Raw genomic sequence first — 26,181 nt, 5'->3', positions numbered from 1 at the left:
CCAGGCTAGAGCAGTGGAGTCGCTCCCGGTAGGCCGGAGATGATTGCCTTGATCAACTTTGGTCTCAATTCCCTTGCAGTTATGACCTCATCGACCGATCCGACCTCGGCCGCGCGCTGGATACTGTGCACGCGGTCGAACCCGGCCGCCACTTCACCGAGCTTCTCGGACCGTACGGCGGTGCGCACTTCGGCCAGCTCGGTCGCCAGCGCGGCCCGCTCCGCGCCGGTCGCCTCACTGACCCGCTCGGCCAGCGACGCCACGCGCGGATCGGCCGCCGTCCGTGCGTCCACCTCGCCCGCGAAGACCACCGCGGCCGCCGGCGCACCGCCGATCACCGAGGCGAACGAGCCCTCGACCGCCAGCACCGTCATCGACGGGTTGAGGTGCTTGGAGAAGACCACGAACGCACCACCGTGGTACCGCGAGACGACGCAGAAAACGATCGGCCCCCGGAAGTTCACGATCGCGCGGCCGATCTCGGCGCCGTACTCGAGCTGCAGGTTCCGCATCGAGTCCGGCGAGCCGTCGAACCCGGACAGGTTCGCCAGCACCACCAGCGGCCGGTTGCCGCTGGCCGTGTTGATCGCCCGGGCCACCTTCTTCGACGACCGCGGGAACAGCGTGCCGGCCGTGTAGACGTCCGGCCCGTCCGCGGGCGGGAAGCCCCGGCGCGGCACCGACTTGGACTCGATCCCGACCAGGCAGACCGGGTAGCCGCCGAGCCGGACGTCCTGGACGACCGCCGTGTCGGCGTCGGCCATCCCGGCCCAGCGCTCCAGCACCGGGTGGTCCTGGTCGGTGACGGCCCGCATCAGCGTGCGGATGTCGAAGGCCTTCTTGCGGTCCGGGTTGGTCGCCGCGGAGAAGATCTCGCCGACCGTCTTGAAGTCGCTGTCCGGCACGTCGTGCGGGTACGACGAGACGTCCCGGTCGACCGGGTCCGACGTCTCGGCCCGGCGCGGTCCGCTCTCCCCCGGCACGACGTACGTGTGGTCGTAGTGCGACATCAGCACATCCCGGGCGCCCTTCAGGTCCGCTGCCCAGTACTGCGCCTGGCCGTTCGGACCCATCACCCGGTCGTAGCCGCCGATCCCGAAGTTGTCCTCGGCGGAGACGCTGCCGGAGAAGTCAAGGGTCTGCTTGCCGGTCAGCACCATCGCGCTGTCCGGGGTCATCACCAGGATGCCCTTGGTGTGCATCAGCATGGTCGCCTCGGCGTTCCAGTACGGCTGGGCGCCGACGTTGATACCCGCGACCACGATGTTGATCTCACCGCCGGCCTGGGTGAACTCGACGATCCGCTTGAGCGCCTTCGCGACCCAGTCCATGTTCTCGGTGCCGGAGTCCATCGAGATCCGCGCACCGGCGGACAGCGAGTACCACTCGACCGGGACCCCGAGCTCCTCGGCCAGGTCGAGGGCCGCGATGATCCGTGAGCACTCCCGCTCGGCGACCGCGCCGAGGGCCATGGTCGGGTCGCCGCTGAGCGCGACCCGGGTGACACCCTCCGGGTGCCGTTCGGTCGGCGTCCGGACGACACCGAGGATGATCCCGGCCTTGTTCAGGCCGCGGGGGCGGTCGACCGGGACCAGCGCGCCGGTGTCGTCGAGGTCGTACTCGACGAACGAGCCGCCGTCGCCCGCGACCATGCCGCTGACCTCGTACGGGTAGATCGTGTTCCGGCGCCGCGACCGCTGCACCTTCTGCGCGTAGTCGTCGAGCGGCAGCAGCCGTCCGGTCGGCGGCTGCTCCACCGAGGTGACGACGCCCGCACCGTGCTGGTAGTAGAACCTGGCCGCGACCGGGTTGATCGTGCCGTCCGGCGCCGCCACCCGGCCCTGGACCAGGACCTCCTCGATCCCGGCCCCGGCGGTGAGCGGCGCGATGTTGCGCTGCAGTGCGGTCACCTCGTCGACCTGGGCCTCGACCACCGGCCAGATCTGGACCCAGACGTGGTTCATGTCGAGCTTGGCTCCGGCCGCGCCACGCTCGGTGCGAGCCCGGCGGATCGCCTCCAGGCAGTTCGCGATCGCCCGCTCCGCGTGCGGCAGCGAGGTCACCTGCCCGTCCTCGTCCCGGACCACCGCGAACTGGCGCACCTGGGCCAGCGCGACCAGCCGCTGGTCGGCGGCGTTCTCGCGAGCGACGCAGTAGTAGAGGAGGACGTCCTCGGGGCCCTCGAGCCGGGTGATCCGGAAGTCCCGCAGCCGCCAGAGGTTGAGCCGGCGACCGACCATCGGGTGTACGCCGCGGACGTTGTCGTCCTCGGCCACCGATCCACCGGCCGGGCGGTAGGTGAAGTAGTAGACGGGCTTGTTGTGACCGGGCGCGAGCGCCACCGAGATCCGGCGTACCCGCTGGGCGATCGGCAGAGCCGCGACCATCCGGCGGAACCGGTCGGAGGCCTCCTGCTGGGTCTCCTGGAGCTCGGGGCCGAACAGGTAGAGCTCGATCACGGCCTCGTGGCCGACGGTCCGGGCGTCGACCCGGGCGGACAGCGCCCGGGACAGCGCGCTGTCCGGGTCGGCGAGCTCGTCGATCGTGCCGACCGTGCTGATCAGGTGACTCGGCCGGTCGTCGATGGAGTAGTCGGCGGTCGCGAACGGCCGCCCGTCGACGGCGAACTCGCGCAGGTCGTGCAGTTCGTACTCGCGGTAGTGCCGGCGGATCAGCACCTCGAGCATCGGCTCGCGCTCACTCCAGCCGTGCTCGAGCCGTTGCGCGAGGAAGCGGACGATCGGCTCCGGGATCGCGGCGAGCGCGTCGATCCGCTCCTGCCGGTCCGGTGCCTCCGGGTGGGCGGCCAGATCCGCGACCTCGTCGCCGACCCCGGCGATGATCGACGCGCGCTCCTCGTCCACCAACGGCTGGTCGAACCAGCGGAACCGGACGCTCCGGGCCAGGTCGCCGACCACCGGGAAGCGCAGTTGCGTGGCCAGCACCAGCCGGTCCAGCAGGTCGTGCGCGGACTCGTCGAGCGGTGCCTCGGGACGCGGCTCGGCGATCCAGCGCTGCAGCACCGACGTCACCAGGAGTACATCGGGCGTCGAGCGCTGCTGAGCCAGGAAGGTCCGGAACACGGCCTCTTCCAGCTCGGTACTGCGTTCGAGGTCGGTCACCCCGTAATGACCGAGCACCCGGGTCAGCCGGGAGCGGAACTCGGCCGGCAGACCGCCACGGTCCGGGTCGAGGCTCTGCAGGTAGGTGTGGAAGTGCTCCCGCGGGCTGTGCACCCGGTTCTCGATACTCGTATCCGCACCGGCCGGCCGGTTGCGGCTCAGCTCGGCGAAGTCCGCGAACACCTTCAGCAGCTCGATCTCCGCGACGACCGGCGCCTCCGGAAGCTCCGCGCGCGCGGCCAGGTAGCCGGCCAGCGTCCCGTCCTCGTCCTGCGGGTCGATGTCGAACCCGAGCAGCATGCTGCGCAGGTCGTCGAGCCCACGCTCCACCCGCTCGGCCGCGGACTTCTCCCCGGTCCCGTTCGGCAGATCCAGCTGTACGCCGTTCTCTGTCGGCGCGACCTCCGCCGCCTCGGCCTCGTCAGCCAGCGGCTCGAGCCGGAGCAGCGGCGCACCGGTCTCGACCTGGCTGCCGGTGGAGACCAGCAACTCCTTGACCGTGGCCTTGAACGGCGCGTAGAGCACCGTTTCCATCTTCATGCTCTCCAGCACGAGCACCGGCGCCCCGGCCTCGACCTCGGCACCGCTCTGCACCGGCGTCGCAACCACGAGAGCCGGCGCAGGCGAACGCAGTACGCCGCCCTCGTCGCGGCTCACGCGGTGGGTCACGCCGTCGACCTCGACCAGGTGAACCGGGCCGTGGGTCGCGGTCACCAGCCGGAATCGCTGCCCGCCGACGACGAGCCGGCTCGTGTAGTCGTCCAGCCGCTCCAGCTCGGCGTCGACCACCTTGAGGTGATCGTTGCCGGTGCCGACGCCGACCCGGAACCGGTCCGGCCCGATCCGCGCCACCGTCACCCGGTAGCTCGCGCCGCGCAGCTTCAGGTCGATCGCGCGACCCACCTCGTGCTGCACCTGTGGGCGGCCGCCGTGCGCGGTCTCCAGCAACCGCGTCCGCTCGACCTGCTCAGCGTCCTCGTATCCCTCGATCGCGGCCGCGACCAGGGCGATTCCGGAATGCCGGTGCGACACGAGCCGGCCTTCGCCGCGCACGCGGTCGATCCAGCCGGTGTCCGCGCTGCCGTCGATCACCTCGGGCTGGTCCAGCAGTTCGAGGATGAAGCTCTTGTTGGTCGCGCCGCCCTCGATCAGCACCGTGGTCGACCCGACCGCCCGGCGCAGCCGCGCCAGCGCCTCGTCCCGGGTCCGGCCGTACCCGATGATCTTCGCGATCATCGAGTCGAAGTCGGCCGGGATCGTGTCCCCCGCACTCACGCCGGTGTCCACGCGGACGCCGGGTCCCGCCGGCAGATCCAGTACGGCGATCCGCCCGGGAGACGGTGCGAAGTCACGGTCCGGGTCCTCGGCGTTCAGCCGCGCCTCGACCGCATGACCGCTCTCCAGAGGTTTCGGTCCTTCCAGCCGGCCGCCGTTGGCGACGTGCAGCTGAGCCTTGACCAGGTCGATCCCGGTCGTCATCTCGGTGATCGGGTGCTCGACCTGCAGACGGGTGTTCACCTCGAGGAAGGCGAAGCTCTTCTCTCCCGGGTGGTACAGGAACTCGACCGTCGCCGCGCCGCGGTAACCGACCGCGAGTGCCAGCCGCTCGGCCGACGCCTTCAGGTCATCGACCTGTGAGGCCGCGAGCAACGGGGAAGCGGACTCCTCGATCACCTTCTGGTTGCGGCGCTGCACCGAGCAGTCCCGTACGCCAAGAGCCCAAGCGGTCCCCTGGCCATCAGCGATCACCTGCACCTCGACGTGCCGCGCACCGGTGACGAGACGCTCCAGGAACACGATGCCGCTGCCGAACGCACGGGCGGCCTCTTCGCTGGTCCGCGCGTACGCATCGGTCAGCTCATCGGCGGAACGGACCACCCGGATGCCGCGGCCACCACCACCAGCCGTTGCCTTGAGCATCAATGGGTAGCCGATCGACTCAGCCGCCTGCAAAGCCGCTTCGAGCGACTCGACCGGTCCGCGGCTCCAGGGCGCGACCGGTACGCCGACCTCCTCGGCGATCAGCTTCGACCCGATCTTGTCGCCCAGCTTGCGCATCGCCTCCGGCGACGGCCCGATGAACGTGACGCCGATCCGCTCGCACAGCTCCGCGAACGCCGGGTCCTCGGCCACGAACCCCCAGCCGACCCAGGCCGCGTCGGCCTTCGTCTCGAGGAGTGCCCGCTCGAGCACAGCGAGGTCCAGGTACGGGCGTGCGGACGCCGGCCCGAGCGAGTAGGTGAGATCGGCTTCGCGGACAAATGTCGCCGTACGCTCGCCGTCGGTGAACAAAGCCACCGTCTCGATCTGGTCACCGCCCTCGGCGTTGACCTCTCGGACAGCATTGATCAGCCGCATGGCGGCCTCGCCCCGGTTCACCACTGCGATACGCTTGAACATCGACCGCCTCCGTGTCTCACCTTGCCTTGTGCCACAGGGCCATTGCCTGACTTGGCCCGTCGCTGGCACAGGTTTTCAGCCCGGGACCGTTACCGTCGAGTCGGGGTCGAATTTCGCGGTGTCGTGACCCTCGGTGCCGTAAGACTGCACCGAAGAACGCGACTTTGGGGAGGACGACGGCATGAGTGGATTGGTCGAGCGACTTCGGGGTGTTGTGGCCGGGCCGGTGCTGGTTCCGGGGGACGACGATTTCGCCGGGGAACTGGCCGGATTCAACCTGGCGGTCACGCACAGTCCTGACGTCGCCGTCGGGATCACCAGTGAAGCCGACGCCGTCGCGGTAGTGCAGGCAGCAGCGGAGACCGGTACGCCGGTCCGCGTGCTCGCGACCGGGCACGGAATCCCTGAGCCGATCACCGGCGGCATCCTGGTCACCACTTCACGGATGCCGGGCGTCACCGTCGACCCGGATGCGAAGGTTGCGCACATCAACGCCGGCTGCGTGTGGGCCGAGGTCGTCAGCGCCGCAGGTGAGCACGGGCTGGCACCGATCACCGGCGCGTCCGACGCCGTCGGCTGCATCGGGTACACCCTGGGTGGCGGTGTGGGTCCGCTGTCCCGGACCTATGGCTTCTCGTCGGACTGGGCGCGTGGATTCCGCGTGGTCACCGGGACGGGCGAGGCGGTCACCGCGAACGCGACCGAGAATCCCGAGCTGTTCTGGGCGTTGCGCGGCGGCAAGGGCGGCCTCGGCATCGTCACGTCGATGGACTTCGCGCTGGTCGAGCTGACCACGCTGTACGGCGGTTCCGTGTTCTTCGAGGCCGAGCACATCGCGCCGGTGCTGAGCGCGTGGGGCGAGTGGACATCGACCCTGCCGGAGACGGCCAACTCGTCGGCGGTGATCCTGCGGCTGCCGCCGCTCGAGTTCATCCCGGAACCGCTGCGCGGCAAGACCGTTCTGAACGTCCGGTTCGCGTTCGTCGGCGACGTTGCCGAAGGCAAGCAGTTGTTCCAGCCGATCCGGGACGCGGGCACAGTCTTGATCGACGCGGTCGGCGAGATGCCGGCCACCGACATCGCGCTGATCCACAACGATCCCAAGGCCCCGACCCCTGCCTGGGACCGTGGCGTATTGCTGACCTCGCTCGACGCCGACTTCATCAAGGCCTTCGTCGATGCGGCCGGGCCGGACCAGCAGCTACCGCTGGTGGCGGTCGAGCTCCGGCACCTCGGCGGCGCTACGCAGCGCGATGTACCTGAGGGCAGTGCGGTCGGCGGCCGGGGTGGAGCGGCGACGCTGATGCTGATCGGCGTACCCGATCCCAGCCTGTTCGAACAGGTGCTGCCGGCAACCGCCGACGGAGTACTGGCCAAGGTGGCGCCCTGGATCTCCCCCGAGATGACGGTCAACTTCGCCGGTGCCTTCGCCGTACCCGGTTCGTACCAGGCGTCGTGGCCGGCCGAGACGTTCACGCGGCTGGCCGCGGTGCGGGCGGCGCACGACCCGGAGAAGCTGTTCCCGTACGGGCCTGGCTAGTCGTTGGTTCGCCAGCTGTGCGCCGGCTCGTAGCCGAGGAGCCGGCGCGCCTTCTCGATCGACAGCAGCGTCTCGTTCGGGCCGAACGGGCGCTTCACCGCTACGCCGGGGAACACCTCCGCGAGCAGTTCCTCGTTGGGCCGGGACATCACGGTGTCGGCGTTCGCGACGATGAACACGTCCGTACCGGTGACGTCGTACTCGAGCGCCTTGCGGACGGCCTGGGCACCGTCGCGGGCGTCGATGTAGCCCCAGAGGTTCCACTTGCGGGCCTGTGCGTCGGCGTCGAAGGACGGGAAGCGCGCGTAGTCCTCGGGGTACATCACGTTCGAGAACCGCAGCCCGATCAGCTTGAGGTCCGGATGCCACCGGCACAGTTGCCGGGCCAGCTCCTCCTCAAGCGTCTTCACCAGCGAGTACGTGCTGTTCGGCCGCGGCGGGTAGTCCTCGTCCACCGGCACGTACGGCGGGAACTCGTCGAACGGCAGTCCGAGCACGGTCTCGCTCGACGCCCAGACGATGTTCCGGACGCCGGCCCGCAGTGCGGCCGAGAACACGTTGTAGGTCGCGGTCATGTTGTTCTGGAACGTCGCCGCGTTCGGCCGCAACCCCGGCGCCGGAATCGCGGCCAGATGCACGAGCGCGTCGATCCCGTCGTGCCGGTCGTCGATCCCGGCGATCGCCTCGTAGGTCTGGCCGAAATCGGTCAGATCCAGCCGGGTGGAGACCACGTCACTCCGAGCCGGAGCCGCCTGATCGAGCGCGACCACGTCCCAGCCGTTGTCCACCAGGTGATCGACCACGGCCCGACCGAGCTTTCCGCTACTTCCTGTCACCGCTACCCGTGCCATGTTCTTCATCGTTGCAGATTAAAGTTGTCGTTGTGAAACTTGCTCAGCGGATGGAACGTCTCGGGACCGAGTCGGCCTTTGAGGTGCTGGCCAAGGCGAAGGCTTTGGAGGCGAGCGGCCGCGAGGTCGTGCACCTCGAGATCGGCGAACCGGACTTCGACACCCCGGCGCACGTGATCGACGCCGCGCAGCAGGCGCTGGACAAGGGTTTCACGCACTACGTGCCGTCGCCCGGGATCCCGGAGCTGCGGAGCGCGGTGAGCGAGTTCCTCGACCGCACCGGCCGGATGCAGACCGACCCTGATCGGGTGCTGGTAACGCCAGGCGCCAAGCCGATTATGTTCTTCACGATCATGGCGCTGTGTGAGGAAGGCGACGAGGTCCTCTACCCCGACCCCGGCTTCCCGATGTACGCGTCGATCGCCGCGTTCGCCGGCGCGAAGCCGGTGCCGGTGCCACTGCGCGAGGAGAACGGGTTCGTCATCGACCCCGACGAATTGCGGTCATTGGTCACCGACCGGACCAAGCTGCTCATTCTCAACTCACCGCACAACCCCTGCGGCAGCGCGTCCACTCCCGAGCAGTTGCAGGCGATCGCGGAGATCGCGATCGAGCACGATCTCGTCGTACTCAGCGACGAGGTCTACTGGGCACTTCGGTACGACGGTGAGCACCACAGCGTGCTCGAGGTCGACGGCATGGCCGACCGGACGATCCTCCTCGACGGCTGGTCGAAGACGTTCGCGATGACCGGCTGGCGACTCGGCTTCGGTGTCTTCCCACAGCCCTTGGTCGAGCCGGTGACCCGCCTCCTGATCAACTCCGTCTCGTGTACGTCGGCCTTCAGCCAGTACGCCGCTATCGCCGCACTGGAAGGCCCGTGGGACGACGTCGATCGGATGCTCGCCGCCTTCCGCGAACGGCGCGAGGTGATCGTGTCCGGGCTGAACGCCGTACCGGGTGTGTCCTGTGTCGAGCCGGGCGGCGCGTTCTACGCGTTCCCGAACATCAGCGAGCTCGGCATGTCCGCCGCCACCCTGGCCGACCGCCTGCTCGACGAAGCCGGTGTGGCTGTCCTCCCCGGCACCTCGTTCGGCGAGTACGGCGAGAACCACCTGCGGTTCTCCTACGCCAACTCGGTCGAGAACATCCGGCGTGCCCTCGATGCGTTCACCACGCTCGTTGAATCTTCCGAGTCGCGGTGACGATGTCGGCGAGTGACTCCTCGTCGGCCATCAACATGCTCTGCCGGATCCACACGATCGAGTCCGCCGCGGCCTCGGCGACCGGGCACGGCTGCAAGTCTGAGTAGGCGCTGAGTGCGGTCTCGCGGGACAGCGATCGGTAGCCAGAATCGAGGGGAACGCCCTCGGCTGCCATCGCCGCGATGAACTCGGCCTTGCTCCGTCCACCGAACAGCTTGGGGTCGTAACGGACCAGCGCAAGGTGATGGCTGTTTCGCGTCGTCCCGGCCGGCACCGGAAGGATGTCCAGCTCACGACTGAGGACCTCGACCGCGTTCGCCCTGCGCCTGAGCTGCTCTTCGAGGACGGCGAGTTGCGGGATGAGGACAGCCGCCTGGAACTCGGTCATCCGCAGGTTCCACCCGACGTCGGGATGCTCGTACCAGCCACCCTCGAGACTCCGGCCGACGTTGTGCAACGCCCAGAGCTTCCGGTAGACGGCCTCGTCCGCCGTCACAACCAGCCCGCCTTCACCGGCCGTCATCGCCTTGCTGGACTGGAAACTGAAGCACGCTGCATCGCCGAGCGTCCCGACCGGCCGATTGCGCCACGTCGCCCCATGCGCCTGCGCGGCATCCTCCACAATCGGTATGCCGTACTCCTTCAGCGCATCCACCTCCGCCGGAGCCCCAGCCAGATGCACCGGCATGATCGCCTTCGTCCGGGGGCCGATCAGTCGCCCGACCGCGACCGGATCAAGATGCAGCGTGTCCGGCGTGACGTCCGCGATCACCGGTCGCGCCCCGGCCAGCACCACCGCGGTCGCACTGGCAACGAACGTGTACGCCGGCACGATCACCTCGTCGTCCCGTCCGACCCCGAGCGCCCGGAGTGCGAGGAACAATGCGACCGTGCCGTTCACGACCGAGACGCCGTACGGCGCTCCGATCGACGCGGCGAAAGCCTTCGTGAAGTCATTGACCTTCTGACCAGTGGTCGATCCCCAGGCGCCACTGTCGAGGACCTCGAGCAGGAGTTCACGTTGCTCCGCGTTCGCGGGCGGCGGCCACGACGGCCAGCCGGCCGTGCGGACCGGCGTACCGCCGTCTAGTGCGAGCGTCATCGACGTCCCTTCAGGAGGCGGGTCATGGTGCCGGACAGAAGTTGGTCGCGGTCGGCCGCCGAGATCGGCGCGAGCTGAACCCGGCCGAGCCCGACGCGGAGATCGAGGAAGAGCGCGTCGGAGCCGAAGGCCATCCGGTCCGCTCCGACGGTATCGACGAACCAGGCGATGTCACGCGCGGTCATCCGGGAGCCGCAGAGTTCGAGGGTCACGTTCGGATGCTGCGATGCGACCTCGGCCGCGGCGGGGAAGCCGGCCGGGAGCAGCCCGGCGTGTCCCATCAGCAGTTCGACGGACGGGTGCCGGGCGGCAACGGTTGCGAACCGGTCCGGAGCACACCAGCGCGAGCCGTGCATCGAGTGCGCGAGCACGATGCAATCGTGCTCGGCCGCGAGCTGGAACGCGGCCTCATATCCCGGCCCATCCAGGAGATGCTCGTGAGTATCCGGATGGAGCTTGAGACCGACCACCCCTGGGGTGGCGAGCAGGTCAGCCGTGCGTTCCGTGGCCTCGGGATCGTGGGGATCGAAGACGGCGTACCCGAGGAAGCGGTCCGGGTACTGCTCGATTTCCTTGAGCAGCAAGGCGTTCCCGGCTCGTGCATCGGGGCCGATCGCAAGCATGTGCGAGACGCACATCGTGGCGACGTCGCACCGGTCCATCACCCGGACCAGGCTCGCGGTCGAGCTGTCCGGGATCGCGAACGCGAACCAGGCGCCGAGATGGCCGTGGGCGTCGATGATCATCTGAGCAGCTCCATGACGTTGCCACCGGCAATCAGTTCGACGTCGGCAGCGGACAGCTCCAGATGATCCAGCTGGAACCGCGGCCCGGCGTCGTCGGTCGCGGGTGCCCCGGTGCCGAACAGGACCCGCTGAGCGCCGTACCGGTTGGCGACCCACTCGACGGACAGGTGCCCGACGAGCGTCGCGGTGTCGACTCGTATCTCAGCGTGGACGTCCATCAGGTCGGCGAGCTCGCGCAGCGCGCGGTAGCCGGTGTTGATCAGCACGATCCGCAACCCCGGCACCTCGGTCGCTAGGCGATGGATCTCCCCCGGGTTCTCCGGTGTCAGCAATACCGCGATGCCACGATCCGCGAGGTCCCGGGCCAACGCCAGCCCGTGTGGCCCGGTCAGCAGGAAGCGGTGCTCGGCCGGACACATCCGCACCAGCTTCGCGTCGGCGGGCGCCGTCGTACCCAAGGGTCCGGGTACGACGACCGGCACCCGGACGAGCCGTGGATCGTCCGGGAGCTCGGCCGCTGTCATCGGGTCGTAGTACAGGTCGTGGGAGTGCACGACACATGCGGCGTCGATCGCCAACCGGTCGAACTCGGCCAGCAGACCGGGTGCGTCCGTACTCGGCACGTGGCCCGTCGGCATCGGACCGACGATGCGGTTGACGTCGATCACTCGCATCCACTCACCGCTGTCTGGAGAGCAGATCGTTGGACTGCTTGGCCGCGTCGTCGAGGGCCTGCTGCGGCGCCTTCTTGCCGGTCAGCACCGCCTGGATCTCAACCGAGAGCAAGGCCATCACCTGACGGGCCGCCGGGTTGACCTCGCCGGAGTACGCGTACTGCAGGGCCTCCTCGAACTTCTTGGACTGCTCGTCGGTGGCCGGGACCGGCGCGTCGGTCCGTGGCGAGAGGAAGTTCGCCGCGGCGCCGAGGCTCTTCACCTGCGCCGGCTGGGTCATGAAGGTCAGGAACTTCTCGGCCGCCTCGACGTTCTTCGACCCGGCGTTCACCGCGAGCCCACCGGGCAGACCGAAGCCGACGCGCTTCTTGTTCTCCAGCGGTACGCCGACGATCACGTTCGCGGCACCCCAGCTTGCGGTGACCGTCTTGGCGTCGATCAGCGTGTTGGTGAACCCCATCGCGACCTGCTGCTTGCCGAGCGCCTGGTCGGCCACCACGTTCGCGTTGCTCAAGGCACTCTTCGGCAGCGCACCGGCGTCGTACAGCGACTTCAGGAACGTCAGCGCCTCGAGTCCGGGCGCCTGGTTGAACACGACCTTCTTGCCGTCCTCGGCGAACACGTTGCCGCCGGCCTGCCAGAGCAGCGGGTAGAAGCTGAGGTTGAGCGACGCCTCGCTCGAAGCCGAGTAGTCCAGCGTCGCGACGCCGGCCGCCTTCAGCTTCGGCGCGGCCGCCTTGATCTCGGCCCAGGTCTCCGGCGGCTTGGTGATCCCGGCCTTCGTGAGCAGGGCCTTGTTGTAGATCGTCGTCGTCACGGTGTGGTAGATCGGCGCCGCGTACAGCTTGCCGTCGACGGTCAGCGCGTCCAGCGCACCGGGCAGGAACTTGTCCTTGTCGGCCGCCAGCACCTTGTCGATCGGCTCGAGCGAACCGCTGGTGACGAACTGCGGGATCTGGTCCGGACCGAGCAGGAGCACGTCCGGGCCCCCACCGCCCGAGAACGCGGTCGCGAGCTTCTGGTCCCGGTTCGCCCACGGCTGCTGCTCGATCCGCAGGTCGACGGTCGTGTTGGCCGCCTCGAAGTCCTTCTCGACCTGAGACCAGTACGCCGTCGCCTTCTGCTCATCCGCGATCACCGGGTACATCCACACCGTCACGACCGCTTTGGCCGACGACTCCCCCGAACCCCCGCACGCACTCACACCCGCCACCAGCACCGCGGCAGCAAGCCCCGCAACCATCCGCCCAACCTTCATCGGACCTCCTCAGCCCGCCGCCCTTTACGGCCATGGCCGAAACTACAGCGCCCGATACAGTCCACGTCAACCCTTCAGCGCCGTCCGAGTGCTGGGGTAGGTTCGGCTCACCATGAACAGTTCGGTGAATCAGCACGGTCATACGCATCGGGTGGACCTCGAGGACGCCTCGGTCCGGGAGTGGGACGCGACCGTGGTCGGGGTCGATCCGGAGCGCGGGATCGTGCTCGATCGATCGGCGTTCTATCCGGGTGGCGGCGGGCAGCCGCCCGACCAGGGCGTGTTGCTGTGGGGCGGCGTGCGGACCCGGATCGTCGGGACCGTCAAGGGTGATGACCTCTATCTGGTGCCCGACGAGGGTGATCCGGTGCCGCCGGTGGGCACCGCGGTACGAGGCGCCCTGGACGATGAGCGGCGTACGGCGTTGATGCGGACGCACTCCGGTCTGCATGTGCTGACCGGCGTGGTGTTCCGCGACTTCGGGGCGCTCGTCACCGGCGGGAACATGGAGCCGCTGACCGCACGGATGGACTTCGACCTCGCGGAGGTGCCGCCGGACTTCAAGGACAGGGTCGCCGAGGCGGTGAACGCGGAGATCCGGACCGACCGGCAGATCACGGTGAGCAACCTGCCGCGGGACGAGGCGTTCGCGATCCCGGACATCATCCGGACCGCGAAGAACCTGCTGCCGCCCGACATCGAGGTGGTCCGGATCGTCGACATCGCCGGCCTGGACACCCAGGCCGACGGCGGCACCCACGTCGCCTCGACGGCGATGATCGGCCGGATGGAGGTCGTGAAGATGGAGAGCAAGGGCAAGGGCTTCCGGCGCCTCCGCGTCCGGATCAGCTAGCTGCGGGGCTTGTTCTTGAGCTCGGCCTCCTGCCGGCGGACCTCCGCCTGGGTGGCGCGCTCACGCTCCAGCCAGTCCGGGTTCTCGGACCTGATGTCCTCGATCTCGTCGGTGGTCAGCGCCTCGGTGAGACCGGCGCGCGCGAGGCCGCTGATCGAGACCCCCAGCCTCGCCGCCACCACCGAGCGCGGGTGCGGCCCGTTCTTGCGGAGCTCGCGAAGCCACTCGGGCGGGTCGGCCTGCAGGGCGTTCAGTTCGTCTCGGGATACGACGCCTTCCTGGAACTCCGCCGGCGTGGCCTGCAGGTACACATCGAGCTTCTTCGCGGCCGTCGCGGGCTTCATCGTCTGGGGAGTCTTGCGCGTCGTCATGGCAGCAGGGTAGTCGGCGAACCCGCTACGCCGGGTAATCTGGCAGCCGTGACCGGGCAACCCTCCTTCCGGCTGGGGTACGTCCCCGGCGTGACACCCGCCAAGTGGGCGCGGATCTGGGCCGAGCGGTTACCCCGGATCCCACTCGAGCTGCTCCAGGTCGCCGACGCCGACGCGCCCGGGCTGATCCGGGACGGCAAGGCCGACGCTGCCCTCCTGCGGCTGCCGTTCGACCGCGACGGCCTGCACGCGATTCCGCTGTACGTCGAACAGACGGTGGTCGTGGTCCCGAAGGATCACCTGGTGACGGCAGCCGACGAGGTGACCACCGGGGATCTCGCCGACGAACTGATGCTGCACCCGGTGGACGACGTACTCGACTGGGACGCCTTGCCAGGGCGGGTCATCGACGAGCGACCTGCCAGCACGGCGGATGCGATCGCGCTGGTTGCCATGGGCACCGGGCTGCTCGTCGTACCGCAGTCGCTGGCGCGGCTGCATCACCGCAAGGACCTCACGTACCGGCCGCTCACAGGCGCGCCGGAGTCGCAGGTCGCGCTGAGCTGGCCGGAGGGCGAGCCGTCCGAGCTGATGGATCAGTTCATCGGCATCGTCCGCGGGCGGACCGTCAACAGCAGCCGCGGCGCGGCGCCCACACCTCCCGCCAAGAAGAAGCCCGCCCCGGCCAAGAGGTCGGCGCCGGCGAAGAAGGCTGTCGGGCGGAGGAAGCCGCGGCCCCGCCGCTGAGTGTCGGCGCTAGTGTTCAGTTGAGTTCTCAACTATTATGGGGTGCAGCCCAGCGAGTGGAGTGCGGTCATGGCGATCTTCCGGTTGAATCACGCGGTGCTGTACGTGCGGGACGTGGCAGAGAGTGTCGCGTTCTATCGCGACGTCCTCGGCTTCACGTACACCGACGGCGGCGACGCCATCCCGGGCGCCGCGTTCCTCCGGGCGGCGGGCTCCACCAACGACCACGACCTCGGGCTGTTCGAGATCGGCTCCCAGGCCGCGGCCTCCGGCGCGGGCCGAACGACGGTCGGCCTCTACCACCTGGCGTGGGAGGTGGACACGCTCGGCGACCTCGAGGACCTGGCTGCAACCCTGAGTGAGCACAGCGCACTGGTCGGCGCGTCGGACCACGGGACCACGAAGTCGCTGTACGGCAAGGACCCGAACGGACTCGAGTTCGAGGTCGTCTGGATCATCCCGGCGGACCTGCTCACCGACGAGGACAAGCAGAAGACCGGCGTCGGCCGGCTCGACCTGGCGGCCGAGGTCGCCAAGTACGGCCGCGAGGCCCGCAGCGGCGTCGGGATCTCCCGCAGCCTCGCCTAGGAGACCAACCGCTCGGCGATCCGGAGTGAGTTCGCCAGGACCGTGAGGACCGGGTTCACTCCCCCGTTCGTCACGTGCACCGACGCGTCCGCGATCCAGACATTGTCGTGTCCCCACACACGCCCGTACGGATCGGTGACCGAGTGCGCCGGGTCGTTGCCCATCCGGCACGAGCCGGCCTGATGCTGACCGCTGCTCGCTCGCCCCAGTGTGCCGACTCCGCCGACCGACGTCCGGACGGCGCCGGCCTCCTCCAGCCACTGCCGCGCCTTCGCGCTCATGAACTCGTGCGCCCGCACGTCTTCGGGATGAATCGACCCGCTGATGCTGACCACCGGATTCCCGAACCGGTCGACCACACCGGGATCGACCCGTACGCGCGATTCCGCTGACGACACCTCCTGGATCGGACCGACGACGCGCAGCATCCGGCGCGCCTCGCGCCGCATCGCTTCCTTGCCCGCGGCACCGGCCGGCGGAATCAGCCCGGCGCCGGTCAGATAGTCGTACGTCGCAGCCGGCGTCGGCACGAACTCGTTGGCCAGCATCCCGCCGCCGATGATCCCGTCGTTGCCATGCCGGAAGTCGCAGGTCGCGATCGAGACGCCCGGCCCGACCAGGTCGGACACCTCGTCGGCGAACAGTCCAACAGCTCCGGCGTACACGTGGGCCTGGAGGTGGCGACCGACCTGGTCCTGGTTGTTGCCGAGGCCGTTCGGCTCGCGGTCGTGGGCGCTGTTCAGCAACAACCGCGGTGTCTCGGACGCACCCGCGGCCACCACGACCTCGGTGCAGTCGACCGTCCGACGCCAGCCACCTTCAGCGACCAGTGCGACTCCGGTGACCCGGCCGGATCCGTCGGTGACGAGTCGCTCGGCTGTGGTCTCGGTGACGAGGGTGCAGCAGCCGGTGGCGAGGGCGGCCGGTAGCGCGGTGTTGTGAGTGCCCGCCTTCGCCTCGACCGGGCAGGCGAAGCCGACGCACTGGGCGCAGCGGACGCAGCCCGCCCTGCCTTGGTAGTCGACCGAGTTGATCAACAGCGGTGGCGAGAGCGTGCCCCAACCCAACCGATCGGCAGCGTCAGCCAAACGCTGGGCCGGACCGGTTCGCGGGAGTGGCGGCATCGGCAGCGGGATCGACCGTGCCTCGTGCCACGGGTCCACACCTCCACCGCTCACCCCGAACCGCTGCTCGGCCAACGAGTAGTAAGGCTCAAGCTCGTCGTACGTGATCGGCCAGTCGGATAGCGCGCTGCCTTCAGGTACGCCGTACGTCGTCGCCATCGTGAAGTCCCGTGGGACGAACCGCCACGCCTGCGCGCCGTACACCCGCGTGCCGCCGCCGACCGTGAACGCGTTGTTCCCCCACCCACCATCCGGCGGCAGAACCTGAGCCGGTACGCCGTCAACCACCGAGACTCGCGGTCGCCCGGCCGGGTCGGGGTCGGTCACCGCCGGCAGCCCGGCCACCGATCGCGGGTTCCGCAGATGGTCCCGCGAAAGCGACGCCGTGGACGGATAGCGACCCAGTTCGACAACCAGCACCGATCGCCCGGACTCGGCCAGCACCTGCGCCGCCGCTCCCCCGCCCGCACCGGAGCCGATCACGACAGCGTCGTACCGATCCGCGAGCGCCGAGCGTGGAGTGATCGTCAGCTCGGTCTGAACCGGCTCGAAGTCACCCGTCTGCCAACCGATCATCGGCCAGGTCGACGGCTCCGCGTAGTACCCCTGGGCCAGCAACCGCACCAGCCAGGCACCGTCGTCGTCCGCGAGGACCGCGTCGAGCGACTGCCCGGCAACCGCCAGCGCCCGCTCCACCCGCTCGAGCCAGTCCGGCCGGTCGAGCGACAGGACCCGCTCGATGAATTCCACGGCCCCGACGTCGCCGGCGGGAAACTCATCCGCCGGCACCGCAAGCTCGGCCAACCGCTCGAGGACAACCCGCTGCTGTTCAGACAAGCGCACAACCAGATCCTTTCAGATCACCGGCAACCGCGCTCTTCTGTACTTGCCGGTCCATTTTCTCCGAGCAAATCTAGGAGACATGGCACTTGACGACTATTACCTGCTCGGCCGGTCCGGACTGCGCGTCAGCCGGCTGGCCCTGGGCACGATGAACTTCGGCGTGGCCGGCTTCCACGCGCCGTACGGGAAGAACGAGGACGAGGCCCGGGCGATCTTCCGCGCGTACGTCGATGCCGGCGGCAACTTCCTGGACACGGCCGACTTCTACACCGCCGGTGAGAGCGAGCGGATCCTCGGCAAACTGATCGCCGAGGCCGGGAACCGCGAACGCATGGTGCTCACCACGAAGGCCACCAACAGCGTCGACCCCGGCGACCCGAACGCGGGCGGCAACGGCCGCAAGCACCTGATCCGCGCGCTCGACGCGTCACTGCGCCGGCTCGGCACCGACTACGTCGACGTCTTCCTGCTGCACACCTGGGACCGGATCACCCCGGTCGAGGAGGTCCTGCGCACGTTCGACGACCTCGCCCGGGCCGGCAAGATCCGGTACGCCGGTCTGTCCGACGTACCGGCCTGGTACGCCGCCCGCGCGCAGACCCTCGCGGACGCAAACGCACTGACGCCGATGGTGAACCTGCAACTCCCGTACTCCTTGGTCGAGCGGACCATCGAGACCGAACACATCCCGGCCGCACAGCAACTCGGCCTCGGGGTGACCGCGTGGAGTCCGCTCGGAAGCGGCTTCCTGACCGGGAAGTACCAGCGGGACGACGCGCGAGGCGTCAGCGGAGACGGACGGCTGACCGGTGACGGCGCGCCGGTACGGGCGTGGAGCGATCGGCACTGGGAGCTGCTCGAGACCGTCGAATCCGTCGCGGACAAGCTCGGGGTGACCATGGCCCAGGTCGCCGTCAACTGGGTCGCGACGCAGCCCGGAGTCGCCTCGGCGATCGTCGGTGCGAGCAGCCGTGAACAACTGCGGGCGAGCGTCGGAGCCCTCGACTTCGAGCTACCGGACGAGCTTCGGGCCGCACTCGACGAGGCCGGCGCCGTACCGCCGGAGTCGGTCTATCGCATGTTCACCCCGGCGTACCAAGGCTGGTTGGTGAACCCGGACGCGAAGGTCGCCGACAAGCCGGCCGGCTATCGACCACCGGTGGTCAATTGGAGCTGACCCGCAGGTAGTCCAGGCAGAGGTCCAACGCGTACTCGAGGTGTTGCGCCGAACCGCTCGCCATCAAGATGGCGACACCACCCTGGATCGCGGCGATCAACGCGGCGGACGCGCGGGTGGGATCCACGTCGGAGCGGATCTCACCCGCGGCCTTCATCTCCTCGATCCCGACCTGGATCCGGTGCTGCCACTGCGCCAGCAGCCTGGCCGTGATCGCCTGCGCTGCCGGGGTGTGCCGCCCGATCTCGGTCATCAGTACACCGAGCGGGCAGTTCACGCCTTGGCGCCGGTACTTCTCGACCACGACGTCGCGCCACTCGTTCCACGCGTCCCAGGTCGTCAGCTGCCCGAGCTGCGGTTGCTGGTCGTCGATGACGCGATCGGCCTCGCGCTCGGCGACGGCAAGCAGCAACTGCTCCTTGCCGTCGGGGAAGTAGTGGAAGAGCTGGCTCTTCCCGGTCCGGCTCCGCCGCCCGACATCGTCGAGCGTCACCGCACTGACGCCACGGTCCCGGATCTCGGCCGCGGCCGCCTCGATGATCCGTCCGCGCGTCGCCAAACCTTTCGCCGTCAACACACGGTCGATTGTACTGGTCAGTCCAGGACAGGGTGAGGACGGTACGGCGCCTCCAACTCAGCTCGCTCTTCGGCGGTGAGGGTGAGGTCGACGGCGGCGACCGCATCTTCAACGTGCTTGGTCTTGGTGGCTCCGACGATCGGCGCGGTCACACCGGCAGAGTTCATCAGCCAGGACAGGGCGACCTGCGCGGGCGGGACTCCGCGACGAGCGGCGACAGCCCGGACCGATTCCACGACGGCGAGGTCGTTCTCGCCGTACAGGTCGTCGGCGACGGGATCCGCGCCGGCTCTCGCCGTACTGCCGGTGCGGGCCAGCAGGCCGCGGGCCAGTGGGCTGTACGGGATCACACCGACGCCCTGGTCGATGCAGAGCGGGATCATCTCGCGCTCTTCCTCGCGGTAGACCAGGTTGTAGTGGTTCTGCATCGAAACGAACGGGACGGACGCCACCCGCTGGGCCTTGGCGAACTGCCAGGCGAACATGCTCGACGCCCCGAGGTAGCGCGCCTTGCCCGCCCGGACGACGTCCGCGAGCGCCTCCATCGTCTCCTCGATCGGTGTCTCGTCGTCCCACCGGTGGATCTGGTAGAGGTCGACGTACTCGGTGCCGAGCCGGCGCAGGGACGCGTCGATCCCGTCCAGGATGTGCTTGCGGGACAGGCCGCGATCGTTCGGTCCGTCGCCGGTCGGGTAGTACACCTTGGTCGCCAGCACGTAGTCCTCGCGCCGGCCGAAGAACTTCCCGAGCAGCCGCCCGGTCAGCTCCTCGCCGGTCCCCTTGGAGTACGCGTCGGCGGTGTCGAAGAAGGTCACGCCGGCCTCGACCGCGCGCCGGACGATCGGGTCCGCGGCGTCCTCACCCAGATGCCACTCCCGCGCACCGCCGGTGCCGAAGCTCATCATCCCCAGGCAGATCCGCGAGACCCGCAGACCGGTGCCGCCCAGCCTCACCTGATCCATGTCAGCGCTGCCCGTCATTCAGTTCGGCAAGCTTGCCGAACACCCGTTTCGGCGTCAGCCGACCATCGTCGTGGACCGCGACCAGCCCGTACGACGAGAGGTCGAGATCGTGCTGTGGATCGTCCGGACGGCGCTGGAGCTCGAAGCCGGCGAAGCTGAACCAGAACGCGGCCGCGAGCTCGATCCGCTCGAACTCCTCGACGAGTTCCAGCAGGTACTCCACTTGTTCCTCCTCGTCGCGCTCGAAGCTGCCCTTGATCGCGGGTGGAGTGACGCTGCGGTCGACGATCATCCAGCCCGACCCACCACGGTCGGCCGCTCCCCGGTAAGCACAGCAGCCGAACTCGGTGATCGCCACCGGCTTTCCCCACGTGAACCGGGCCCGCAGGTCGTCGCGGAAGGTCGCGGAGTTGGCGGCATCGCGGTACGCGTCGACGCTGACGATGTCGAACAGCTCCCAGTTCACGTCCTCCCACATCCCGGCCGCGTAGGTGATCCGGCCGCCGAACACCCCACGGGCGGCCGCCACCAGTTTCTGCTGGACCTCGCCCCACCGGCTGAGTCCGGCGTACAACTGGGCGAGCTTGTCCTGATCGGTCCAGGTCGCCGGGTCGCCCATCAGCGCGAGCCGCTCCCCCGACGTCTCGCCCGGCACGATGCCCTTGCAGAAGACCGAGAGCTCACAGCCCAGCACCAGTACGACGTCACCCCGGCCGGACTGCCGCAGCGTCTCGGCGCGGGCGGCGCAGTCGGCCAGGAAGGCGATGTACTCGTCCGGCTCGAGATCCATCGGGATCGGCGAGAACCACAGGTCGAGCCCGGCGTCGAGCGCCGCCTCCCCCGCGATCACCAGCCGATCCGGGTCGTTGCCCGACACCCGGACCGCGGGTGCGTGCAGGTCGTTCGCGATCATCCGTAGCTCCGCGGCGACGGTGCCGGGATCGAAGCGGTTGCGAGTACTGCGGTTGTTGTCATGTCCGTCGTAGCGCAGGCCGGTGTCGTAGTTCACCCCGATGGGTTGCATGCCGGGCAGCCTAGCAACAATCTCATACTCAGTACATTTTTTTATCCAGTATGGTTATCCGCGTGGACCAGCATGCACAGCACGGGCGCCGGGAGCGGAAGAAGGCCGCGCTCAGGACCCAGATCTCCGAGGTCGCGACCGCGCTCTTCCTCGAGCGCGGGTTCGACCAGGTGTCGGTCTCCGAGATCGCCGAGGCCGCCGACGTGGCCCGGCCGACCGTGTTCGCGCACTTCGCCCGGAAGGAGGACCTGCTCTTCGACCGCTACCCGGAGGCGGAGGCCCTGATCGTTGCCACGATCAACGATCGGCCGGAGGGCACGTCCGCGGTGGCGGCCCTGTCCACGCTGCTGACCGAGCTTGCCCGGACCGGGCATCCGCTGGCGACGATGCGTGCTCACTTCGCCCGCTTCTGGCAGGTGATCGCGGAGTCGCGCGCGCTGCAGTCCCGGGCCCGCGAGCTGCTCGACCACCTCGAACAGGCGATCGCCGGTGCGATGGAACGCACCGGCGAGCCCGAACCTCACCTGACCGCTGCCCTGACCGTCGCGGCCTACCGGACGGTCCACCTCGAGTCGGTACGGCGGATCCTGGCCGGCGAGGACGCCGAGCAGGTCGCCGCGGATCACCTCCGGAGGATCCCGAAGGCGCTCGCCAGGGCGGATCGGCGCAACCACGCGATCACACCGGCCACCAGCAAGTAGGCGAGCGGGATCGCCGGCGACTCCCCCAGCACGAACACATTCGTGACGATCGCGCCGGCCATCAACGCGACCAGGCCGAGCGCGGCCGGCCCGCACAGCCGCGGAATGAGCAGACCCAGCGCCCCGGCCACCTCGAGCGCCCCGACCAGGTAGCGCAGCCACTGTCCGGCGCCGACGTTGCCGAACATCTCCACCATCCCGGGATTCCCGGACAGCTTCATCAGGCCCGCCATCACGAACTGCGAGGCCAGCACCACCTGCACCACCCACAACACCACGGTCCCCGGCCGGACCGCCCTGCGCATCGTCACCGTCGTACTCATGATTTCCTCCTTCGTCGTTTCCTGGTACGACGAAGGTCCCGCTCGCGACCCATGACCGGCATCCGTGCCGGCCACGGATCCACCACGGAACGACCTACGTGGTCGCTTGCTTCAGGTAGTTCGCGATGATCCGGGCGCACTCGATCGACTCGGTGTGGGTGGAGTCGACCTCGACGTCGTACGACACGCCCTCGTGGACGATCAGCGCCTGCTTCGCGGCCATCCCGGGAGCCCGGTCACCGCGAGCGATCTCACGGCCGGTCACGACCTCGGGTGAGCAGTGGACGCCGACCCACAGCGTCTCGACGTCGCCGGCTGCGTCCCGCCAGCGCTGCTGCGAGCCCGCGCCACCGAGGAAGACGTCGTCCACGATCACCCGGCCACCGGCCCGGCACATCGCGACGATCCCGGCGATCCAGGCCGCGTCCAGCTCCCGGAACGCGCGCCCGACCGACACCTCACCACCGGGGCCGATGACGATCCCGTCCGCCGACCCTTCCATTGCCGCCGGCAACGCGTCCACGAAGTCGTCCACGCTGAACGCCAGCCACGGCTCGTCCAGCACCGCCTGCAAACACCGCACGATCCCGGTCTTTCCCGAGCTGGACCCACCGTTGACGATCATCAGTCGCGCTGTCACGGCTGCAAGGCTAGTGCTTCCTCCGGTCGCGGCTCGACGGCTTTGTCGTTGCGCCGGGCCCGGACGAGGAACGGCAGCGCACACAGCTGGATGGCCGCGGTCAGCAGGTAGGCGGGTCCGTAGCCCCAGAGGTCGGCCGAGCGGCCCAGCGCCGGCTGGATGACGACACCACCGGCGGAGCCGAGCAGATTGTCCGACGACAGCACCGTCGCCCGCTGCGCCGACGGGATGTGACTGTTCAGGAACGCCTGCCGGATCGGGGTGATCGCGGCGAACATCGTGCCCCACACCATCAGCAGGACGAGCGCGATCCCGAACGACGTGACCAGACCGATCAGGGCGATCACGGCACCCGAGATGGTGATGGCCGCGATGATGGTCCGGATCCGGTCCTTGAAGATCCGAGCGATGTACGACGCGGACGCACCGCCCGCGATCTGCGCACCGGCCACGATCCCCGCGGACAGACCGGCGATCGCGTACGAATCGGTGTGGCCGTAGAGCTGGAGGAGATACGGCTGCGCGGCGTAGAAGCCGTACATGCTCGCCCCGGCCGCGAACGGACCGGCGATCATCAGCCAGCGGACCGACGGATTGCCGAGCCCGTGCCGCAGTGAAGCGTGCACGATCCCGCCCATCTCGGAGCGCACGGAGACCCGCGGCTTCGGGGTGAAGCCGATGTCGCGCATCGACCGCCACGCCACCAGGAAAGTGGCCGCTAGCAGGACCGCGCGGGCGACGTACGGGACGCCGAGGTTCGACACCTGGGCGATGAGGCCACCGCCGATCGAGCCGACCATCATCGCGATCCCGTTGGCCATCTGGCCCTTCGCGAACGCCTGGTCGAGCGAACCGCGGTAGCCGGTCGCGTTGAGGCCGTCCACGAGCCAGGCCTCGGTCGCTCCACTGAAGAAGGTGAACCCGAGCCCGAGCAGCATCGACACCACCGCCCACGCCACGAACGGCGCGTGCGTCTGCCAGAGCAGCAGATAAAGCAGCGTCGTCGCGAGCACAACGGCCGTCCCGATCAGGTACGACGTACGCCGTCCGACCGTGTCGGCGACCACACCGGTCGGGACCTCGAACAGCACCATGCCCGCGGTGAAGAACGCGTTCGCGGCGAAGGCCTGCCCGATACTCAGGCCCGCGTCCAGGAGGAACAGCGTGTTGATCCCCCAGATCATCGACGACGCTCCGGTCGACACCACGACCAGCGTGATGTAGGTCCGCAGTACCCGCTCCGCTGTCATCCCTGCCTCCTCCGTAGTCACCAGGTACGTCGGAGGCGTCCGGCCGGGCTCGACATCCCCGGAGTGGTCTCCTGGGACCGGTATCGTCCGGGCCGTGACGGAACATCAAGACGCGGGGACCGAGGACACACCGGGAACAGCCGGTGGGAGTGCTACCGACCCGGACACCGGCGTCAGCAGGCAACCGGGACACACGATCAACGACACGGTGAAGCTCGCTGTGATCATCGGAGCACTCGGGGTCGTGTTCGGTGACATCGGCACCAGCCCGATCTACACCCTGCAGACGGTGTTCAACCCCGAAGACCCGCACCCGGTGCCGGTCAGCGACAACAACATCTACGGCGTGGTGTCGGTCATCTTCTGGTCGGTGATGATCATCGTCACCGTGACCTACATCCTGCTGGCGATGCGCGCCGACAACGACGGCGAGGGCGGGATCATGGCCCTGATCACGCAGCTGCGCCGCTGGAGCGGCCAGCGCGGCCGCAAGGCCGCCGTCACCTTGGCCGCGGTCGGCATCTTCGGCGCCTCGTTGTTCTTCGGCGACAGCATGATCACCCCGGCGATCTCGGTGCTGTCCGCGGTCGAAGGCCTCAAGGTCGTCGAGCCGTCGCTGGGAGAATGGGTCGTACCGATCACCGCGGTGATCATCATCTTGTTGTTCCTGGTCCAGCGGCGTGGCACCGAGGCCGTCGGCAAGGTCTTCGGCCCGATCATGATCGCGTGGTTCGTGGTCATCGGCGCCTGCGGGATCTCCGGGATCGTCGAACACCCCGGGATCCTCAAGGCACTCTCACCGACGTACGCGATCGGCTTCCTGTCCGGGCACTTCCATATCGCGTTCTTCGCGCTGGCCGCGATCGTGCTGTCGGTCACCGGCGCCGAGGCCCTGTACGCCGACATGGGTCACTTCGGCCGTCGTGCGATCACGCGGGGCTGGCTGATCCTCGTCCTGCCGGCCTGCACGCTGAGCTACCTGGGTCAGGGCGCGCTGATCCTCAAGGACGAGTCCAACATCAGCAGCCCGTTCTTCCTGCTCGTCCCCGACTGGGGCCGGCTGCCGCTGGTACTGCTCGCGACCGCGGCGACCGTGATCGCCTCCCAAGCTGTGATCACCGGCGCGTACTCGGTCGCCTCCCAGGCCGCGCAACTCGGCTACCTCCCCCGGCTCCGGGTCCAGCACACCTCTGCCACCACGATCGGGCAGATCTACGTGCCCTGGATCAACTGGCTGCTGCTGGTCTCAGTGCTGACGCTGATCTTCGCGTTCCGCAGTTCGGCCGCACTCGCGTACGCCTTCGGCATGGCGGTCACCGGGACGATCACGATCATGACGTTGCTGTTCTTCTACGTCGCCCGGCACCGCTGGAACATCCCGCGCTGGCTGATCGGCATCGGCGCGACACTGCTGCTGTCGGTCGACCTGCTCTTCGTCGGTGCCAACCTGACCAAGCTCGTGCACGGTGCCTGGCTGCCGCTCCTGATCGCGCTCACCGCGTTCACGATCATGACCACCTGGCAGCGTGGCCGCGCGGTCGTCACCGCCGAGCGCGAACGCTCCGAGGGTGCGCTGCAGGACTTCGTCGACCAGCTGAGCACCGGTGCGCTGACCGCCCGCACGGTTCCCGGTACGGCGATCTTCCTCAACCGTGGCAGCAAGACCGCACCGCTGGCGTTGCGCGCGAACGTCGAGCACAACCAGGTCCGGCACGAGCACGTGGTGATCGTGTCGATCGAGACCGAGCCGGTGCCGCGGGTCAGCGACGACCAGCGCGCGGTCGTCAGCCAGCTCGGGTACGCCAACGACGGGATCACCCATGTCACGGCGAAGTTCGGCTACATGGAGACTCCCGACGTACCTGCGGCCCTGGCCACGCTCGGGCCGGACGCGACCGAGGGTGCCCTCGATCTCGACCACGCGTCGTACTTCCTGTCGAAGATCGAACTCCGCCGCGGTGCGGCCAAGACGATGGCCGGCTGGCGCAAGCATCTGTTCATCGCGACGTCGCACATCACGGCGGACGCGGCCGAGTTCTTCAACCTGCCGCGCGACCGTACGGTGATCATCGGTTCGCATATCGAGGTGTAGGTGCACGTTTC

The 26,181-nt window shown here is 68.8% G+C and carries 22 protein-coding genes; 8 read left to right on the top strand and 14 right to left on the bottom strand.

Annotated elements, in window-relative coordinates; all coding sequences use genetic code 11:
• Positions 1-5 precede the first annotated feature (5 nt).
• The gene (locus AB0L70_RS27555) at positions 6-5,522 is read right to left on the bottom strand and encodes a carboxyl transferase domain-containing protein (RefSeq protein WP_363689066.1); all 5,517 of its coding nucleotides are present in this window, start codon (positions 5,520-5,522) and stop codon (positions 6-8) included.
• Positions 5,523-5,703: 181 nt separating this feature from the next.
• Between AB0L70_RS27555 and AB0L70_RS27550 the strand changes: the two genes are divergently transcribed.
• Positions 5,704-7,062, top strand: coding sequence for an FAD-binding oxidoreductase (locus AB0L70_RS27550; RefSeq protein WP_363689064.1), 1,359 nt, complete (start codon positions 5,704-5,706; stop codon positions 7,060-7,062).
• Here AB0L70_RS27550 and AB0L70_RS27545 read toward each other — a convergent pair.
• Positions 7,059-7,922, bottom strand: coding sequence for an NAD(P)-dependent oxidoreductase (locus AB0L70_RS27545; RefSeq protein WP_363689062.1), 864 nt, complete (start codon positions 7,920-7,922; stop codon positions 7,059-7,061). The genes AB0L70_RS27550 and AB0L70_RS27545 overlap by 4 nt on opposite strands.
• 23 nt (positions 7,923-7,945) lie before the next feature.
• Here AB0L70_RS27545 and AB0L70_RS27540 point away from each other — a divergent pair, with 23 nt between their 5' ends.
• A complete protein-coding gene (locus tag AB0L70_RS27540; protein WP_363689060.1) occupies positions 7,946-9,118 on the top strand; it encodes a pyridoxal phosphate-dependent aminotransferase in 1,173 nt (390 codons plus the stop codon).
• Here AB0L70_RS27540 and AB0L70_RS27535 read toward each other — a convergent pair.
• From AB0L70_RS27535 to AB0L70_RS27520, 4 genes are read right to left on the bottom strand one after another with little or no spacing between them, the layout of a single operon-like run.
• Positions 9,084-10,220 (bottom strand): DegT/DnrJ/EryC1/StrS family aminotransferase, encoded by a 1,137-nt coding sequence (locus AB0L70_RS27535; protein WP_363689058.1) that lies wholly within the window; start codon positions 10,218-10,220, stop codon positions 9,084-9,086. The two genes, AB0L70_RS27540 and AB0L70_RS27535, sit on opposite strands and share 35 nt — an antisense overlap.
• Entirely contained in the window at positions 10,217-10,966 is a 750-nt protein-coding gene (locus tag AB0L70_RS27530; protein WP_363689056.1) for an amidohydrolase family protein, read from the bottom strand. Before AB0L70_RS27530 ends, AB0L70_RS27535 begins: the two co-directional genes overlap by 4 nt.
• A complete protein-coding gene (locus AB0L70_RS27525) occupies positions 10,963-11,640 on the bottom strand; it encodes an amidohydrolase family protein (protein WP_363689054.1) in 678 nt (225 codons plus the stop codon). Before AB0L70_RS27525 ends, AB0L70_RS27530 begins: the two co-directional genes overlap by 4 nt.
• 4 nt (positions 11,641-11,644) lie before the next feature.
• Positions 11,645-12,898, bottom strand: a complete 1,254-nt coding sequence (locus AB0L70_RS27520; RefSeq protein WP_363689052.1) for a sugar ABC transporter substrate-binding protein — start codon at positions 12,896-12,898, stop codon at positions 11,645-11,647.
• A gap of 112 nt (positions 12,899-13,010) precedes the next feature.
• Here AB0L70_RS27520 and AB0L70_RS27515 point away from each other — a divergent pair, with 112 nt between their 5' ends.
• Positions 13,011-13,751, top strand: coding sequence for an alanyl-tRNA editing protein (locus tag AB0L70_RS27515; RefSeq protein WP_363689050.1), 741 nt, complete (start codon positions 13,011-13,013; stop codon positions 13,749-13,751).
• Here the strand turns inward: AB0L70_RS27515 and AB0L70_RS27510 are convergent.
• Positions 13,748-14,122 (bottom strand): DUF5997 family protein, encoded by a 375-nt coding sequence (locus AB0L70_RS27510; protein ID WP_363689048.1) that lies wholly within the window; start codon positions 14,120-14,122, stop codon positions 13,748-13,750. The two genes, AB0L70_RS27515 and AB0L70_RS27510, sit on opposite strands and share 4 nt — an antisense overlap.
• Before the next feature lie 48 nt (positions 14,123-14,170).
• Here AB0L70_RS27510 and AB0L70_RS27505 point away from each other — a divergent pair, with 48 nt between their 5' ends.
• Positions 14,171-14,869 (top strand): LysR substrate-binding domain-containing protein, encoded by a 699-nt coding sequence (locus tag AB0L70_RS27505; protein WP_363689046.1) that lies wholly within the window; start codon positions 14,171-14,173, stop codon positions 14,867-14,869.
• Between the two features lie 69 nt (positions 14,870-14,938).
• Entirely contained in the window at positions 14,939-15,457 is a 519-nt protein-coding gene (locus AB0L70_RS27500; protein WP_363689044.1) for a VOC family protein, read from the top strand.
• Here AB0L70_RS27500 and AB0L70_RS27495 read toward each other — a convergent pair.
• A complete protein-coding gene (locus tag AB0L70_RS27495) occupies positions 15,454-17,424 on the bottom strand; it encodes a GMC family oxidoreductase (protein WP_363689042.1) in 1,971 nt (656 codons plus the stop codon). The genes AB0L70_RS27500 and AB0L70_RS27495 overlap by 4 nt on opposite strands.
• Positions 17,425-17,503: 79 nt before the next feature.
• Here AB0L70_RS27495 and AB0L70_RS27490 point away from each other — a divergent pair, with 79 nt between their 5' ends.
• Positions 17,504-18,601 carry an aldo/keto reductase gene (locus AB0L70_RS27490; protein WP_363689040.1) on the top strand — a complete coding sequence of 366 codons (1,098 nt, stop codon included), beginning with the start codon at positions 17,504-17,506 and terminating at the stop codon, positions 18,599-18,601.
• Here AB0L70_RS27490 and AB0L70_RS27485 read toward each other — a convergent pair.
• The 3 genes from AB0L70_RS27485 to AB0L70_RS27475 are packed head-to-tail and all read right to left on the bottom strand — an operon-like array spanning position 18,588 to position 21,164.
• Positions 18,588-19,178 carry a TetR/AcrR family transcriptional regulator gene (locus AB0L70_RS27485; RefSeq protein ID WP_363689038.1) on the bottom strand — a complete coding sequence of 197 codons (591 nt, stop codon included), beginning with the start codon at positions 19,176-19,178 and terminating at the stop codon, positions 18,588-18,590. The two genes, AB0L70_RS27490 and AB0L70_RS27485, sit on opposite strands and share 14 nt — an antisense overlap.
• A 17-nt stretch (positions 19,179-19,195) precedes the next feature.
• On the bottom strand, positions 19,196-20,140 hold the full coding sequence (locus tag AB0L70_RS27480) for an aldo/keto reductase (protein WP_363689036.1): 945 nt from the start codon (positions 20,138-20,140) through the stop codon (positions 19,196-19,198).
• A gap of 1 nt (position 20,141) precedes the next feature.
• Entirely contained in the window at positions 20,142-21,164 is a 1,023-nt protein-coding gene (locus AB0L70_RS27475; RefSeq protein WP_363689034.1) for a hypothetical protein, read from the bottom strand.
• Between the two features lie 62 nt (positions 21,165-21,226).
• Here AB0L70_RS27475 and AB0L70_RS27470 point away from each other — a divergent pair, with 62 nt between their 5' ends.
• Complete coding sequence (locus AB0L70_RS27470; protein WP_363689032.1) at positions 21,227-21,865, top strand: helix-turn-helix domain-containing protein; 639 nt, start codon at positions 21,227-21,229, stop codon at positions 21,863-21,865.
• Here AB0L70_RS27470 and AB0L70_RS27465 read toward each other — a convergent pair.
• The 3 genes from AB0L70_RS27465 to AB0L70_RS27455 form a co-directional block, all read right to left on the bottom strand.
• Positions 21,787-22,188 (bottom strand): DoxX family protein, encoded by a 402-nt coding sequence (locus AB0L70_RS27465; protein ID WP_363689030.1) that lies wholly within the window; start codon positions 22,186-22,188, stop codon positions 21,787-21,789. The genes AB0L70_RS27470 and AB0L70_RS27465 overlap by 79 nt on opposite strands.
• Positions 22,189-22,282: 94 nt before the next feature.
• Complete coding sequence (cpt, locus tag AB0L70_RS27460) at positions 22,283-22,828, bottom strand: chloramphenicol phosphotransferase CPT (protein WP_363689028.1); 546 nt, start codon at positions 22,826-22,828, stop codon at positions 22,283-22,285.
• On the bottom strand, positions 22,825-24,078 hold the full coding sequence (locus AB0L70_RS27455) for an MFS transporter (protein WP_363689026.1): 1,254 nt from the start codon (positions 24,076-24,078) through the stop codon (positions 22,825-22,827). The genes cpt and AB0L70_RS27455 overlap by 4 nt, the downstream gene beginning before the upstream one ends.
• Positions 24,079-24,172: 94 nt before the next feature.
• On the opposite strand from AB0L70_RS27455, the gene AB0L70_RS27450 reads away from it, so the two are divergent.
• On the top strand, positions 24,173-26,170 hold the full coding sequence (locus tag AB0L70_RS27450) for a potassium transporter Kup (protein ID WP_363689024.1): 1,998 nt from the start codon (positions 24,173-24,175) through the stop codon (positions 26,168-26,170).
• Positions 26,171-26,181: the final 11 nt, after the last annotated feature.

Origin of the sequence: Kribbella sp. NPDC051952 (assembly GCF_040680855.1) — a bacterium.
In the GTDB taxonomy this organism is placed as follows: Bacteria; Actinomycetota; Actinomycetes; order Propionibacteriales; family Kribbellaceae; genus Kribbella.
Note: the sequence above shows the minus strand (reverse complement) of the source record. Positions and strands in the feature narration are given on the sequence as shown.

Coding starts and splice junctions, on each gene's coding strand:
- AB0L70_RS27490 (WP_363689040.1), top strand. CDS start 17,504: ATGGCACTTGACGACTATTACCTGCTCGGCCGGTCCGGACTGCGCGTC.
- AB0L70_RS27480 (WP_363689036.1), bottom strand. CDS start 20,140: ATGGATCAGGTGAGGCTGGGCGGCACCGGTCTGCGGGTCTCGCGGATC.
- AB0L70_RS27535 (WP_363689058.1), bottom strand. CDS start 10,220: ATGACGCTCGCACTAGACGGCGGTACGCCGGTCCGCACGGCCGGCTGG.
- AB0L70_RS27465 (WP_363689030.1), bottom strand. CDS start 22,188: ATGAGTACGACGGTGACGATGCGCAGGGCGGTCCGGCCGGGGACCGTG.
- AB0L70_RS27545 (WP_363689062.1), bottom strand. CDS start 7,922: ATGAAGAACATGGCACGGGTAGCGGTGACAGGAAGTAGCGGAAAGCTC.
- AB0L70_RS27515 (WP_363689050.1), top strand. CDS start 13,011: ATGAACAGTTCGGTGAATCAGCACGGTCATACGCATCGGGTGGACCTC.
- AB0L70_RS27475 (WP_363689034.1), bottom strand. CDS start 21,164: ATGCAACCCATCGGGGTGAACTACGACACCGGCCTGCGCTACGACGGA.
- AB0L70_RS27550 (WP_363689064.1), top strand. CDS start 5,704: ATGAGTGGATTGGTCGAGCGACTTCGGGGTGTTGTGGCCGGGCCGGTG.
- AB0L70_RS27520 (WP_363689052.1), bottom strand. CDS start 12,898: ATGAAGGTTGGGCGGATGGTTGCGGGGCTTGCTGCCGCGGTGCTGGTG.
- AB0L70_RS27455 (WP_363689026.1), bottom strand. CDS start 24,078: ATGACAGCGGAGCGGGTACTGCGGACCTACATCACGCTGGTCGTGGTG.
- AB0L70_RS27500 (WP_363689044.1), top strand. CDS start 14,939: ATGGCGATCTTCCGGTTGAATCACGCGGTGCTGTACGTGCGGGACGTG.
- AB0L70_RS27555 (WP_363689066.1), bottom strand. CDS start 5,522: ATGTTCAAGCGTATCGCAGTGGTGAACCGGGGCGAGGCCGCCATGCGG.
- AB0L70_RS27510 (WP_363689048.1), bottom strand. CDS start 14,122: ATGACGACGCGCAAGACTCCCCAGACGATGAAGCCCGCGACGGCCGCG.
- AB0L70_RS27530 (WP_363689056.1), bottom strand. CDS start 10,966: ATGATCATCGACGCCCACGGCCATCTCGGCGCCTGGTTCGCGTTCGCG.
- AB0L70_RS27525 (WP_363689054.1), bottom strand. CDS start 11,640: ATGCGAGTGATCGACGTCAACCGCATCGTCGGTCCGATGCCGACGGGC.